The organism is Tabrizicola sp. (assembly GCF_022842145.1).
In the GTDB taxonomy this organism is placed as follows: domain Bacteria; phylum Pseudomonadota; class Alphaproteobacteria; order Rhodobacterales; family Rhodobacteraceae; genus Tabrizicola.
Window position 1 is genome coordinate 278,814 of record NZ_JALHQD010000001.1, and the last position, 14,080, is coordinate 292,893.

The window sequence follows — 14,080 nt, forward strand, 5'->3', positions numbered from 1 at the left end:
AACGTGGGGCGGGCGGTATCGCCCACCCTACTTTCGGGTCAGCGCGTAGATGCCGGAGCCCACGACCAACGCGGCGCCGATCCAGGTCGCCAGGTCAGGACGTTCGCCGAACAGCGCCATTGCCAGCACCATCGCAAAGATCAGCCGGGTGTAGCGGAACGGCGTGACGGCCGAGACCTCACCCGTCCGCATCGCATAGGTCAGGGCGTGGTAGCCCAGCACCCCGAAGACTGTGCCTCCGGCAAGGTTGGCCATTTCGACTCCGGTGGGCACCTTGGCTCCCCCCGTCGTCGCCAGCAGGATCACGCCCGCCGCTGTCAGCATGGCAAACCCGAGTGCGCCGAGTTGCCGGTTTGACAGCCCCTTTGGCGCGGCGCGGGTCGCGAGGTCACGGCCCGCAAAGCCGAGCAGTCCCACGACTGCCAACAAAGACAGGGCGGAGAAGTCCGCTCCCGGCCGCAGGATGACCAGCACGCCCAGGAACCCCACCAGCACGGCGAGCCAGCGTTGGAGGCTGACCTTCTCGCCAAAGACCAGCGCGGCCCCGGCGACGACGACCAGAGGAGTCGCCTGCAGGATGGCCGAGGTGGTGGAGAGCGCGGTAAGCGTGATCGACAGGCCGTAGAACAGGCGGCCCGTGATCTCGAACCCGCAGCGGATCAGCATCGGGCGTGACAGGAAAGCGGGCGGCAACAGCGGCTCGCCCTGGCGCGCGGCCATGCCCATGAAGATCAGCATGCCGACAAGGCCTATCGTCAGCAGGACCTGGCCCAGTGGCAGCCCCTGTGCGGCGGCCTTCACGAAAACATCTTCGACCGCGAAGCCCGCCATCGAGGCGGTCATGTAAAGCGCGCCGCGCCGGTTGTCGGTCAGTGGCATGTGGTCAGCTCACGGCACTGTGGACTGCAAAGGGCCAACCGCATCGTGATCGGAGGAGAGGCGACCCCGCCGACATCCTTCATGTCGCCCGAGGCTTGGGCGAAGCTGACGCGGAGGTGCAGGCAGGATTGCATGGCTGGACCCTGATCGGGCGGGGCAGGAATGGCAAGCGCCCCGCCTTAAGGCTGAGGGCTTTCCATTCCTGCGGAAGAATTTCGGCTTAGATCAGACCGGCGTGTTTCATCGCGGCCATGATCTTCGCCTTGGTCCCGTCGGTCAATCCGACCAGCGGCAGGCGCACTTCCTCGGAGCACAGTCCCAGGACCGACAGTGCGTACTTGGCGCCAACCAGACCCGGCTCGATGAAGATCGCTTCATGCAGCGGCATCAGCTTGTCCTGGTATTCCAGCGCCTTGGCGTAGTCACCGCGCAGGGTGGCTTCCTGGAACTCGGCACACAGACGCGGGGCCACGTTCGCGGTCACCGAAATGCAGCCGACACCGCCATGCGCGTTGAAGCCCAGCGCCGTCGCGTCCTCGCCCGACAGCTGGATGAAATCCGCCCCGCAGGAGGCGCGCTGCATCGAGACGCGTTCGATCTTGCCGGTGGCGTCCTTGACCCCGATGATCCGGGGCAGCTTGGCGAGGGTCCCCATCGTGTCGGGCAGCATGTCGACCACCGACCGGCCGGGGATGTTGTAGATCACGATCGGCAGCTGGCAGCAGTCGTGCAGCGCGGTGTAATGCGCGACAAGGCCCGCCTGCGTCGGCTTGTTGTAGTAGGGCGTCACCACCAGCGCGGCGGTCGCACCGACCTTTTCGGCGTGGCGCATCAGGCTGATGCCTTCCACCGTGTTGTTCGACCCTGCCCCCGCGATGACCGGGATGCGGCCCGCGACGGCGGCCACGACTTCCTCGATCACCTTCTGGTGCTCGGCGTGGCTGAGCGTCGGGCTTTCGCCGGTCGTGCCCACCGGAACGATCCCATGGCTGCCTTCGGCGATGTGCCAATCCACAAGTTTCTTCAGCGTCACCAGATCCAGCTCGCCGTTCTTGAACGGCGTCACCAGGGCAGGAAGGGACCCTCTGATCATGACGCTTCTCCTATAAGGGCGATATTGCCCGTAAGCGCGCTTCTCATAGCGGCTGGCAGGGCTGATGCCAAGTCTTGCGCACTAACGCACTCGTGGGTTGTCCAGAGGCGGCCTGTCAGGCAGATTCAGTCGCATGAGCAGCAAAAACATGATCCGGGCGCTGGTCCTGGCCTTGGGCCTCCAGACGCTTCCGGCAGGGGCAGACACGACACAGGCGATGCGGACGGCGCTGGAGCTGGCCGCGGGCAAGGATTGGAACGGCGCGCTGGCGGTGGCACCTTCGGGGGTCGGGCGCGACGTCATCGAATGGCAGCGCCTGCGGGCGGGCGACGGGCGGCTGGGGGAATACGAGGAATTCCTGCAGCGCCGCCCCGATTGGCCGGGACTGCCGCTGATGCGGGAAAAGGGTGAGGAGGCTGTTGCCCGGTCCGACGACCCCGCACGAGTCATCGCCTGGTTCGAGGCCGGGCCGCCCGACACCGGGGCGGGCGCGCTTGCTTATGTCCGCGCCCTCATTGCCGCAGGCCGGGTCGCCGATGCCGAGACCGAGGCGATGCGGGCCTGGTCCACGCTGCCCTTTGCACCGGATCAGGAAGTGGCGTTGATCGCGCTGATGCCGGAAGCCGTCGGCTTTGTGCATGAACTGCGGCTGACCACCTTGCTGTGGGAAGGTCGCACGCGTGAGGCCGAGCGGCTGATGAAACGGGTGCCCGACGACCTGCAGGCTCTGGCCCGGGCGCGGCTGGCGCTGCAGACCGAGGGCAAAGGTGTAACCGGACTTATCGAGGCTGTTCCAAAGGCGCGGGCTTCCGACCCCGGCCTAGCCTACGACCGGTTCATCTGGCGCATGAAGAGGGACCTTTACGACGAGGCGGCCGAGTTGATCCTTGAGCGGTCCGAATCCGCCGAGACGCTTGGCCGACCCGAAGCCTGGGCCGAGCGCCGCGCCATCCTGGCCCGCTACCTGATGCGAAACGGTCGGGCAAAGGAAGCCTACCGGATTGCCGCAAATCACCATATCGCGGTCGACAACGGTGCTTCTGCCTATGCGGATCTGGAGTTTCTGGCAGGTTTCATCGCGCTTCGGCGACTGAGCGACCCAACCACGGCGTTGACGCACTTCCAGCACCTCCTGGCCGGGGTTTCCACGCCGATCAGCCTGGCGCGGGCGCATTACTGGATCGGACGCGCGCAAGAGGCGGCGGGTCAGGACGGAACCGCCAGCTACAGGGCTGCGGCAGCGCACCAGACGGCTTTCTACGGTCTGCTGGCCGCCGAACGGCTGGGGCTGACGCTGGACGCGGGTCTTCTGTCCAGGCCCGCGACCCCGGACTGGCAAAGCGCCGGGTTTACTCAGTCATCGGTCCTTGCAGCCGCCCAGCTGCTGTTCAAGGCGGGGGACGATACGCAGGGCAAGCGGTTCCTGCTGCATCTGGGCGAAGGCCTGGACGATACCGGGATTGCCCAGCTTGCCGACATGACCGTTGCCTGGGGCGAGCCGCATCTGGCCGTTCTTGTCTCCAAGCAGGCCGCTGAGCGCGGGCTGATCCTGCCGCACGCCTATTACCCGGTGCCCGACTTCGTGCCGGATGGGCTGAAGGTCAGCCGGGCGCTGGCCCTGTCCATCGCGCGGCGGGAAAGCGAGTTCGACCCCACTGCCCGGTCGTCCGCCGATGCCCGCGGTTTGATGCAGGTTCTGCCTGGTACGGCAAAGTTGATGGCGGGCAAGTTGGGCAAGTCCTTTGATGCCTCGAAGCTGATCTCGGACCCGGCCTACAACGTCACGATGGGTTCGGCCTACCTGGCCGAGATGGCCGAGGAATTCGGCCCCTCCATCGCCTTGATCGCCTCGGGCTACAACGCAGGTCCAGGTCGCCCGCGCCGCTGGATCGGCGAGTTCGGCGATCCGCGGCGGTCGGATGTGGACGTCATCGACTGGATCGAGACGATCCCTTTCGCCGAAACGCGCACCTATGTGATGCGCGTGGCCGAAGGCGTGGTGATCTACCGGGCCAAACTGAAGGGCGCGGTGGGACCGGTCCGGATCACGGATGAGCTTAAGGGCTAGCCCTTGTGTCGCATCTCCAGTTGCGCCAGCCTGACCTGGCGCAGCGCCTCGACCAGAAGCGCAGTCAGCAGGCCGAAGCTCAGGAGGCCATTCACAGCCGCCATCGCCGCGAAGATGCGCCATTCCTGCTTCGGCACGACATCCCCAAGGCCCAGCGTCGAGAAAGCCTCGATCGCGTAGTAAAGCGCCTCCTCCATCGACTTGAAGACGCCGATCTCGAACAGCACGTAGGCCCAGATCCAGATGTTCACTGTCAGCACCAGCAGCACCCAGACCCCCACGGCCACCAGCAGGAGAACCAGCTTCAACCGCTGCGGCGGACGGATCAGCCAAGGATGCGCCACCCGGAAGGCGCTTTCCAGCAGCAGGGCGGCCACCGCCATCACCAGTACGTTCAGGACCAGCAGCCCCGACCCCAGCGCGATTTGCAGTAACATGGTGTGCCTTCTGGACTAACCTTTCCCCAGACCTTATCTGACGAACATCATGGTGGCCAAGTCCGATCCCAACTCCAAGCTCATCGCCGAAAACCGGCGCGCGCGCTTTGACTACAGCATCGAGAGCGATCTCGAGGCCGGGATCATGCTGTTCGGCTCCGAGGTGAAAAGCCTGCGCCAAGGCGGATCGAACATCGCGGAAAGCTATGCCTCGGTCGAGGGCGGAGAGTTGTGGCTGATCAACGGCTACATCGCACCCTACCTGCAGGCCAAGACCTTCGGGCATGACGAACGGCGGCGTCGCAAGCTTCTGGTGTCGAAGAAGGAGCTTTCGCGCCTGTGGTCGGCCGTCGGTCGCGAAGGCATGACCATCGTGCCGATGAAGATGTACTTCAACGACCGTGGCATCGTGAAACTGAAGCTTGGGATCGCCAAGGGAAAGAAGCTGGCCGACAAGCGCGAAACCTCGGCCAAGCGCGACTGGGACCGCGACAAGGCGCGTCTGATGAAGCAGAACAGTCGCGGCTGAATTTCACTTTCCGAACATTTCTTGCCCGACCTGCGGCAACCTGTCAGATTTTCCCATACCGGACAGCACGTCCGGGGCATAAGCCGGGCAAACCCGGTACGGGAACCGGCAGACAGTGGGAGTTACGGGTAATGGAACTTATCATCCAGATCATAGCGGGTCTTGTGGGCGGCAATGCTGCTGGTGCGGGGCTCAAGAACCTCAGCCTCGGGACGGCGGGGAACTCGGTTGTCGGCGCGGTCGGGGGCGGGCTTGGTGGCCTTCTCATGGGCATGCTGGGCGGTGATCCGGCGGCGGCGGCAGATGCGGCGGCGGGCCTCGACATCGGCGCGCTGGTCCAGTCGGTTGCCGGCGGCGGCGTCGGTGGAGCGATCCTGACGGCCATTGCAGGGATGCTGAAGAAGGCCCTGGTGAAGTAAACAACGCCGGTGCGGAGGCGGACCTGCCCCCGCACCGCTTGCGCGGCTCATGCTCCCGTGGATATATCCGGGAAACCCCCCGGGAGGCCCGCATGACCCCATCGCCGCAGGACGACCCCAAGACGCTGGTCTCGACCGACTGGCTGGCAAAGCACCTGCGCGACCCCGACCTGCGGGTGCTGGACGCCAGCTGGTATCTTCCGGCGATGAACCGCGACGCCAAGGCGGAATACGCCGCTGCCCACATCCCTGGCGCGCGGTTCTTCGACATCGACGAGATTTCCGACCAGCGGTCCAGCCTGCCGCACATGGCCCCCCCGCCGGAAAAGTTCATCTCCCGGATGCGGGCGATGGGGGTGGGTGACGGGCATCAGGTGGTGATCTACGACGGCGCGGGCATCTTCAGCGCCGCCCGGGTCTGGTGGATATTCCGGCTGATGGGCAAGACCGACGTGGCCGTGCTGGATGGCGGCTTCCCGAAATGGCAAGCCGAGGGCCGCGAGGTCGAGGACATGCCTCCCGTCGTGCGTGACCGGCACATGACCGTGAGCCGCCAGAACCATCTGGTGAAGGACGTCACGCAGGTCGCCCATGCCGCAAAGCTGGGCGAGGCGGAGATCATCGACGCCCGCGCGGCCCCCCGCTTCCGGGGCGAGGCACCGGAACCGCGCGCCGGTCTGCGCTCGGGCCATATCCCGGGGTCGAAGAACCTGCCCTTTGCCGATGTGCTGAACCCCGACGGCACGATGAAGTCACCGCCCGAGTTGAAGCAGGTTTTCGAATCTGCCGGGATCGACCTGAAGAAACCTGCCATCACCACCTGCGGCTCGGGCGTGACGGCAGCGGTTCTAAGCCTCGCGCTGGAGCGGATGGGCCACCGGAACCACGCGCTTTACGATGGCTCTTGGGCTGAATGGGGCATGTATGACGATCTGCGGGTCGCGACGGGCGCCTGACCGCGCTTGCCGTCCCGCGCGCCTTGTGGCACTGGGCGTTTGCCCATCAAACCGCGGGAAATCCCATGCTTGAAACCCTGAATCCACAGCCGCAAGACAAGATCCTGGCGCTTATCGCCATGTACCGGGACGACCCCCGGACCACCAAGATCGACCTTGGTGTCGGCGTCTACAAGGATGCGACCGGCCTGACCCCGGTGATGCGTGCAGTCAAGGCGGCCGAGAAGCAGCTGTGGGAGACGGAAAAGACCAAGACCTATACCGGACTGGCCGGCGAACCCGCGTATAACGCGGCCCTTGTCTCGATGATCCTTGGCGAGGGCTACGCCGACCGCGCCGCTTCGGTCGCGACCCCCGGTGGCACGGGCGCGATCCGGCAGGCGCTGGAACTGATCAAGATGGCGAACCCCAAGGCCCGGGTCTGGATGTCCGCGCCGACCTGGCCCAACCATCCGTCCATCGTCAAATACCTTGGCATGACGGGGGTGGAGTACCGTTACTTCGACGTCGCCACCTCGGGCATCGACTTCGCGGGGCTGCTGGCCGATCTGGATGGCGTTGCGGCCGGTGATGCGGTCCTGTTGCACGGCTGCTGCCACAACCCGACGGGCGCGAACCTCTCCTCCGACCAGTGGGACCAGGTGATTGCCCTTCTGCAACGCAAGGGCGCCGTGCCCTTCGTCGACCTCGCCTACCAGGGCTTTGGCGACGGGTTGGAAGAGGATGCCGCCGCGACCCGCAAGATCGCCGACGCTTTCCCCGAAGTGCTGATCGCTGCAAGCTGCTCGAAGAACTTCGGCATCTACCGGGAGCGGACGGGCATCCTTGTCGCCCTGACCTCCCCCGACCGCAAGGCGGTGGTTCAGGGCAACCTGAACTTCCTGAACCGTCAGAACTACAGCTTCCCGCCAGACCACGGCGCGCGGCTGGTGACGATGATTCTGGAAGATCAGGCCCTGACCGCCGAGTGGAAGCAGGAACTGGAAGAAGTCCGCCAGAACATGCTGTCCTTGCGCAAGTCGCTGTCAGATGAACTCCGCCGCGCGACCAACTCCGACCGCTTCGACTTCGTTGCCCACCATCGCGGCATGTTCAGCCGTCTGGGTCTGGCCGAAGCCCAGGTGAACCGCTTGCGGGAGGAACACGGCATCTACATGGTCGGTGACAGCCGGATCAACATCGCGGGCCTGAACGCGAAGACCGTCCCGATCCTTGCCGCCGCCATTGCGCAGGTGATCTGACAACCATGCTGGCCGTCGCCCTGTCCCTTGCAGCGGCGGCGGCCTTTGCGGCTTCGGCCATGTTCATCGACAGCGTCTCGGGCCGGGTCGGCCCGCTGCAACTGTCGCGCTGGCAGATGAGCCTCGCGTTCCTGATGACCGCTGCCATCGTCGCGCTGACGGGCGGTTGGCAGAGCCTGGACCTGACGATGGTCCTCTGGCTGACGGCCTCCTCCGCCTCGGGAATCATGGTCGGCTCACTGACCTATATCGCGACGATCCAGTACACCGGGCCGCGCATCTCGGCGCTTTTGTTCACCACCGCCTCGCCCTTCGCGCTGGCCTTGGGCTTCGGCTTCCGGGGCGAGACCGTCAGCCTGATCCAGGCCGCTGGCGTCGGGCTGATTGTCGCCGGGATCGCGCTTGCGGTCATGGGGCCAAGTCGGGACGAGGGCGCACGGAACCCCAAGCCCCTGTGGATCGGGATCGGGCTGGGCCTCATCACCGCTTTCGCGCAGGCATTGGGCAGCCTTCTTGCCCGCCCGGCGATGCTGGCCGGTGCCGATCCGGTGGCCGCGATGGCGGTGCGGTCGGGGACGGGTGCGCTGTTCTTCATCCTGCTCCTCGCCCTGCCCGCCTTCCGCCCCGCCGAGCTGCCCTCGCGGTCGGAGATCCGGCACATCGGCTTTGCGGCGTTGGCCGGGATGGTCGTCGGCATGTCCTTCCTGATGGCCGCCCTCGCGCGCGGCGACGTCGGCATCGTGACAACGCTGTCCTCAACCACCCCGATCCTGATCCTGCCGATGGTCTGGGTCGCCTACCGGCGCATTCCCGGGCCGCTGGCCTGGGTCGGCGCGGTGCTGGCTGTGGTGGGAACAGCGCTTATCAGCGCGACCACCTGAGGCTTGGCAGACCCCCGGCCCGCGTGCTTGACTGCCGCGGACATCCGGGGGGACACGATGGCGAAGGCGGCGAAAAGGATCACGGCCGACGAAGCGGCGGGGCTTGTGCAGTCTGGCATGTGGCTGGACTATGGCGCGGTCCTCGGCCAGCCCGACGCTTTCGACGAGGCGCTTGCCAAGCGGCTGGGGGACGTCACGAACCTTCGCTTCCGCTCGGTCCTGACCGCCCGCCCCCGGGCCGTCCTGGAGGCCGACCCCGAGACGAAACATGTTCACTGGTTCTCCACCCATTTCTCTGGCTACGACCGCCGGAAGCACGACGCCGGGATGGCGCATTACCTGCCGGTGAACCTTGGGGAAGTGCCCGACTACTACCGCCGCTTCATTGACCCGCCGGACATCGTCGTCTTCAAGACCGCGCCGATGGACGCGCAGGGCTTCTTCAACTTCGGCCCGAACACCCTGTGGATGCGGGCGCTGGTGGAGCGGGGGAAGGTGGTGATCGTCGAGGAGACGACGACGCTGCCTTACGTCATGGGCGAGGGGACCGCGGTGCATGTGTCCGAGGTGGACTACATCATCCCCGGCTTCGACCGCCCGATGGCCGAACTGCCGAAGTCCCCCGCGACCGAGGTCGACAAGGCCGTCGCCCGCCTGATCGCGGCAGAGGTGGAGGATGGCTCCTGCCTGCAGATCGGGATCGGGGGGATGCCAAACGCGGTCTGCTCGCTGTTGGCGGAAAGCCCGGTTTCGGACCTTGGCATCCACACCGAGATGATGACGGACGGGATCGTCGACCTCTACCGCGCGGGGCGGGTGACGGGGGCGAGAAAGCAACTCAATCCCGGCCGCATGGTCTGCACCTTCGCGCTGGGGGCGCAGTATCTGTACGATTTCATCGACCGGAACCCGGAGGTGGAATTCCACCCCGTCGACTACACCAACCTGCCGCACAACATCATGCGGAACGACCGGGTGGTGTCGATCAACAACACCACCCAGATCGACCTGCAGGGGCAGGCGGCGTCCGAGACGGATGGGTTCCGGCATATCTCGGGGACGGGAGGGCAGCTCCAGTTCGTGCGGGGAGCCTATGGGTCGAAGGGCGGGAAAAGCTTCATGTGCCTCGCCTCGACCTACGAGAGGAAGGGGGAGCGGCGGAGTCGGATCGTGACGGCGCTGACCCGGGGCAACGTGGTGACGACGCCGCGGACGGACATGATGTACGTGGTGACCGAGTATGGGATGGTGAACCTGAAGGGGCGGTCGATTGCCGAGCGGGCGCGGGCGTTGATTTCGATCGCGCACCCGGATTTCCGGGAGGAGCTGGAGCGGGATGCTTACGAGCACCGGCTGATCCCGCGGGGCTTCTTCTGAGGGGTGCCCACGCGTGGCGGATTTTGGTACGCCATGAAATCAAGGGCTTGGCTGCGGGCGTTCAGGATTTCTTAACGCGTCGCGAGTGCGGACGGTTTTCAAATTGAGCGCCTTTCGGCGCAATCTTTTTATCTCGCCACTTTGCGTGAAGGACGCAAAATGGCTCGGCCGCGACATGGTTTGCTCGAACCAGTGGCGCAAACCCCGTCGCGCCTCCGGCGGGGATATTTGGGCAAATGTGAAAGGGTGAAGCGCAGACCCTAGCTTGCAGCGTACGCGGCAAGGAGGAGCGGCAGGAGACGGAGGTCGCCTGTTGTGTCCTGGCCGGCCTCCTCTGACCAGCGGGTGGACAGGGCACAGTGGGCGGCGGCCCAGCCGAGAAGACGGCTTGGGGCTAGGCCGAGGCGGTGGGAAAGGCGGTACGTCAGGTTCTGGATGCGATCGGGGTCGAACAGGCGGTCGCCCAGCCCGTCTGGGTTGCGGAAGGCGTTGGCGGGTTCGTAGGCCGGATCGCCGCAGACACCCTTGGGGTCGATGGCCAGCCAGCCGCGCGGGCTGGACAGAACGTTGTCGTGGTGAAGGTCGCCGTGCAGCGCGACCGGTAGGACCGGATCGGACAGGAGGTCCGCGCGATGCGGGCGGCTTGCGCAAGAGGGCCCTTCAGATGAGCGGTGGTGAGAGGCGCGAAACGCTGGACCAGAGGTTGCAGGTTTCGGGGATCGGCGCGGGTGGCGTGCAGGGTCTGGATCACGGTGGAGAGGGCCTCGGTCGCCTCGCCATCCCGTCCCGCGCGGGCGAGATCCCCGAGCGAGGGGCCGGGGCAATGCTCCATCAGGAGCGCCGATCCCTCACGAGCGAGGGCCTGCACTGCCCCCAGTCCACCGAGCCGCTGGAGGTAGTCAAAACCGCGCAACTCCTCGGTCTCGCCGGGATGCAGGAGTTTCAGGATCGCGGCATTGCCATCAGACTGGCGAACCTTCCAGACGATGCTGGTTGCGGTTTGGGCCAGCCGCTCTGGATCGGAGAGATGAAACCGGACAAGGGCCTCGTCCAGCCGCATCGTCACCGGCTGGCGCGCCAGGCGGCCATCAGACCTGCCACCGCGATCAGCGCCATGCCGACGAAGCCGAGCGCGTCGGGCAGTTGCTGGAAGACCAGCCAGCCCAGGAGCGTGGCAAAGGCGATGTGCATGTAGTTGATCGGGGCCAGGGTCGAGGCCGGGGCCTCGCGGTAGGCCGAGGTCAGGAGGAGGTGGCCGACGGTCGCGAAGGTGCCGTAGACGAGGATCATCCCGATGTCGGGCAGGGTCGGCAGGGTGTCCACTCCGACGATCAGGGTCAGACCGACGGACAGGACCGACCCCACCAGCGCGGTGTGGAAAAGCAGCGCCATCGTCGTCTCGGTCCGGGTCAGGATGCGGGTCAGGAGGTGGTAGCCGGTGCCGAGGACCGCGTTGAGGAGGCAGAGAACCACGCCCCAGGTGTCGAGACCGCTGCCGGGGCGGGCGATGAGCAGGACCCCGGCGAAGCCAAGCGTGGCGCAGACCCAGCCGAGGAGGCTGACCTTCTCGTTCAGGATCGGGCCTGAGGCCAGCATCAGGAGGACGGGGGTGATGTAGATGATCGCCACCGTCTCGGCCACAGGCATCACCCTGAGGGCGAGGAGCATGGTTATGGTCGCCACTGCCAGGAGCAGTCCGCGCAGGAGGACCAGGCCGGTGCGCTGCGTGCGCCAGACCTCGCTGCGGTGGCGGGGCCACATGGTGACGAGGACGAGGACGAGGTTGATCAGGTAGCGGGCCGAAAGGACCAGGGTCGCGGCGTAGAGCATGGAGAGGTGCTTGCCGAGCGTGTCGCCGCCCGCGAAGAGGAGCGTCGCGGCCAGAACCATGACCACGCCTTTCAGGGGTTTGCCTTCGGGATGCATGCGGGAGTCCTTCCGGACGGGACCCTAGACGGGTCGGCGCGCAAGGGGAAGGGTCGGTCACCGATGTGTCCGTGCCGACGAAGCGACCCTCTTGTCCACGCGCAGGTAGGAAAGACACTGCATCATTTTCAACGGTTTAGTCGGAGGCGACAGGGCTGCTCATATTGGGTCGGCCAGAAAGTCTCCGGTAGACTCACACGATGGTTATCCGCATTCTAGCGTTCCATAGCAGACACAAGTTGCAGGTAGATAATGAAAAGAATCCAATGCGGAATCCTGTTCGTAGTTCTGACGGGATGCGTATCTCCGACCGCACCGGTTCAAGATTATGCCTCCGAAAACTCGATCACACTGCGGTACAGTGCATACGACTCGGTACCAACCCTGACTTCAGAGGCTCGTGACATAGCCATCAAGCATTGTGCAAAGTACGGAAAGCAAGCGAACTATCAGGGTGGAAATGCGGTCAGCGCACTGAGCGCCGAGGAACTGCATAGATTTGCCTGCGAGAAGCAGAAGACTGACGACAGTGCTGTGATTGCAGGTCAATCCAAGCGTCCCAGTTACATCTTCATCGACTGAACAGAGGCTTGGCTCCTAGCGGGCACCGAGTGCAGCGGAGGAGGCCCGCAAAAGGAAACGGCCCGCGGGGGGAGGACCCACGGGCCGTCTGGTTGCGGCGGCAGACCGGGAGGAGGTGGCCTGCCGCGGGGTCGTTCGATCACATGTTGTAGGCACGCTCGCCATGTTCGGCGACATCGAGGCCTTCACGCTCGATCTCTTCCTTCACGCGCAGGCCCATCGTCAGGTCGACCAGCTTGAAGAGGATGAAGGAGCCGATGCCAGAGAAGGCCACGGTGAAGAGGACCGCCTTGATCTGCGCCGTGATCATGAAGGCGCCGTCGTAGGCCGCGACCTGCAGGGTGCCGGGGACGGACAGGTAGTCCGGCACGCCAGCGCCGCCGAGGGCCGGGTTCACCAGGATCCCGGTGGCGATGGCGCCGATGATCCCGCCGAGACCGTGGATGCCGAACACGTCAAGGCTGTCGTCCAGCTGGAACATGTTCTTCACGTAGGCCACGAAGAAGAAGCAGGCCGCTCCGGCGACGATCCCGAGGACAAGTGCGCCCATCGGACCGGCAAAGCCCGCGGCCGGGGTCACGGCGACCAGGCCGGTCACCACGCCGGAGACGAGGCCCAGAAGCGAGGGGCGACCTTTAAGCAGCCATTCGGCGAACATCCAGGACACGCCGGCGCCAGCGGTGGCGACGAAGGTGTTGACGATGGCCAGCGAGGTGATCGAGTTGGCTTCCAGGTTGGAGCCGGCGTTGAAGCCGAACCAGCCGACCCAGAGAAGCGCGCCACCGATCATCGTCATGGTCAGCGAGTGCGGTGCCATCGATTCCTTGCCGTAGCCGATGCGCTTGCCCAGGATGATGCAGCCGACAAGGCCCGCGATCCCGGCGTTGATGTGGACAACGGTGCCGCCGGCAAAGTCCAGGGCGCCCCAGTTCCAGATCAGACCGTTTGCAGCCAGGTTCGCGGCAGCCAGTTCGGCGGCGGCGGCGTCACCGGCAGCTTCGGCGATCAGAAGCGCGGTCTGCTGTTCGGCCAGGAAGTCCGGGCCGCCCCACCACCAGACCATGTGGGCCATCGGGAAGTAGATGAAGGTCACCCAGAGAACCGAGAAGACAAGGAGCGACGAGAACTTGAAGCGCTCCGCAAAGGCTCCGACGATCAGCGCGGGCGTGATCATCGCGAAGGTCATCTGGAAGGCGATGAAGGTGTATTCCGGCAGCCAGATCCCGTTGGTGAAGGTCGGGACCATCGTGGTCGCGTCGACACCGGCGAGGAACATCTTGGAGAAGCCGCCGACATAGGTGTCCATCGAGCCGCCGTAGGAGAAGGCGAGGGAATAGCCGTAGACGACCCAGATGATGCAGACGACAGCCGAGATCGCGAAGACCTGGGTCAGCATCGACAGCATGTTCTTGGTCCGCACGAGGCCGCCGTAGAACAGCGCGAGGCCGGGGACCGTCATCAGAAGGACGAGGACGGTCGAGATGCTCATCCAGGCGATGTCGCCGCCGTGCACGGTCTTTTCGTAGACGTAGGGCACAAGCTCGGCCGCCGCGGTCGCGGTTTCGGTCGCGGCCTCGGCGGTTTCGGTCGTCGCCTCTTGCGCCCAGGCGGGCAGGCTGGCGAACAAGGACGCGCCCAGCGCGCCAAGGCCAGCAAGTTTCATATGGTTGCTCATGTCAGTGGTTACCCCTT

Annotated in this window: 14 protein-coding genes and 1 pseudogene; 7 read left to right on the plus strand and 8 right to left on the minus strand. The window is 65.4% G+C overall.

What is annotated here, in order from left to right; genetic code table 11:
• Positions 1–27: 27 nt before the first annotated feature.
• The 3 genes from Q0C42_RS01405 to dapA all read right to left on the minus strand — a co-directional run bounded on the left by Q0C42_RS01405 (position 28) and on the right by dapA (position 1,972).
• Positions 28–879, minus strand: coding sequence for a DMT family transporter (locus tag Q0C42_RS01405; RefSeq protein ID WP_295070913.1), 852 nt, complete (start codon positions 877–879; stop codon positions 28–30).
• Entirely contained in the window at positions 870–1,013 is a 144-nt protein-coding gene (locus tag Q0C42_RS01410; protein ID WP_295070915.1) for a hypothetical protein, read from the minus strand. Before Q0C42_RS01410 ends, Q0C42_RS01405 begins: the two co-directional genes overlap by 10 nt.
• 86 nt (positions 1,014–1,099) lie before the next feature.
• Positions 1,100–1,972 carry a 4-hydroxy-tetrahydrodipicolinate synthase gene (gene dapA / locus Q0C42_RS01415; protein WP_295070918.1) on the minus strand — a complete coding sequence of 291 codons (873 nt, stop codon included), beginning with the start codon at positions 1,970–1,972 and terminating at the stop codon, positions 1,100–1,102.
• A 133-nt stretch (positions 1,973–2,105) separates the two neighbouring features.
• On the opposite strand from dapA, the gene Q0C42_RS01420 reads away from it, so the two are divergent.
• Entirely contained in the window at positions 2,106–4,040 is a 1,935-nt protein-coding gene (locus Q0C42_RS01420; RefSeq protein ID WP_295070921.1) for a lytic transglycosylase domain-containing protein, read from the plus strand.
• On the opposite strand, the gene Q0C42_RS01425 is transcribed toward Q0C42_RS01420, so the two are convergent.
• Entirely contained in the window at positions 4,037–4,477 is a 441-nt protein-coding gene (locus Q0C42_RS01425; RefSeq protein ID WP_295070923.1) for a potassium channel family protein, read from the minus strand. The two genes, Q0C42_RS01420 and Q0C42_RS01425, sit on opposite strands and share 4 nt — an antisense overlap.
• Before the next feature lie 49 nt (positions 4,478–4,526).
• Here Q0C42_RS01425 and smpB point away from each other — a divergent pair, with 49 nt between their 5' ends.
• The 6 genes from smpB (at position 4,527) to Q0C42_RS01455 (ending at position 9,880) form a co-directional block, all read left to right on the plus strand.
• On the plus strand, positions 4,527–5,006 hold the full coding sequence (smpB, locus tag Q0C42_RS01430) for an SsrA-binding protein SmpB (protein WP_295070924.1): 480 nt from the start codon (positions 4,527–4,529) through the stop codon (positions 5,004–5,006).
• A 131-nt stretch (positions 5,007–5,137) separates the two neighbouring features.
• On the plus strand, positions 5,138–5,425 hold the full coding sequence (locus tag Q0C42_RS01435) for a hypothetical protein (RefSeq protein ID WP_295070926.1): 288 nt from the start codon (positions 5,138–5,140) through the stop codon (positions 5,423–5,425).
• A gap of 92 nt (positions 5,426–5,517) precedes the next feature.
• Complete coding sequence (sseA, locus tag Q0C42_RS01440) at positions 5,518–6,381, plus strand: 3-mercaptopyruvate sulfurtransferase (RefSeq protein WP_295070929.1); 864 nt, start codon at positions 5,518–5,520, stop codon at positions 6,379–6,381.
• Between the two features lie 65 nt (positions 6,382–6,446).
• On the plus strand, positions 6,447–7,622 hold the full coding sequence (locus tag Q0C42_RS01445; protein WP_295070931.1) for an amino acid aminotransferase: 1,176 nt from the start codon (positions 6,447–6,449) through the stop codon (positions 7,620–7,622).
• Positions 7,623–7,627: 5 nt separating this feature from the next.
• On the plus strand, positions 7,628–8,503 hold the full coding sequence (locus tag Q0C42_RS01450; RefSeq protein WP_295070933.1) for a DMT family transporter: 876 nt from the start codon (positions 7,628–7,630) through the stop codon (positions 8,501–8,503).
• Between the two features lie 27 nt (positions 8,504–8,530).
• On the plus strand, positions 8,531–9,880 hold the full coding sequence (locus Q0C42_RS01455; RefSeq protein ID WP_295070936.1) for an acetyl-CoA hydrolase/transferase C-terminal domain-containing protein: 1,350 nt from the start codon (positions 8,531–8,533) through the stop codon (positions 9,878–9,880).
• Between the two features lie 260 nt (positions 9,881–10,140).
• On the opposite strand, the gene Q0C42_RS21600 is transcribed toward Q0C42_RS01455, so the two are convergent.
• From Q0C42_RS21600 to Q0C42_RS01470, 4 genes and pseudogenes are all read right to left on the minus strand, one after another.
• Positions 10,141–10,500: an aminoglycoside phosphotransferase family protein gene (locus tag Q0C42_RS21600; protein WP_367115715.1), complete on the minus strand. Its 360-nt coding sequence runs from the start codon at positions 10,498–10,500 to the stop codon at positions 10,141–10,143.
• A 56-nt stretch (positions 10,501–10,556) separates the two neighbouring features.
• Positions 10,557–10,940, minus strand: a pseudogene (locus Q0C42_RS21605) (aminoglycoside phosphotransferase family protein); the annotation flags it as partial.
• 2 nt (positions 10,941–10,942) lie between these two features.
• Entirely contained in the window at positions 10,943–11,806 is an 864-nt protein-coding gene (locus tag Q0C42_RS01465; protein WP_295070942.1) for a DMT family transporter, read from the minus strand.
• Between the two features lie 721 nt (positions 11,807–12,527).
• On the minus strand, positions 12,528–14,051 hold the full coding sequence (locus tag Q0C42_RS01470) for an ammonium transporter (protein ID WP_295070945.1): 1,524 nt from the start codon (positions 14,049–14,051) through the stop codon (positions 12,528–12,530).
• Between the last annotated feature and the right edge of the window lie 29 nt (positions 14,052–14,080).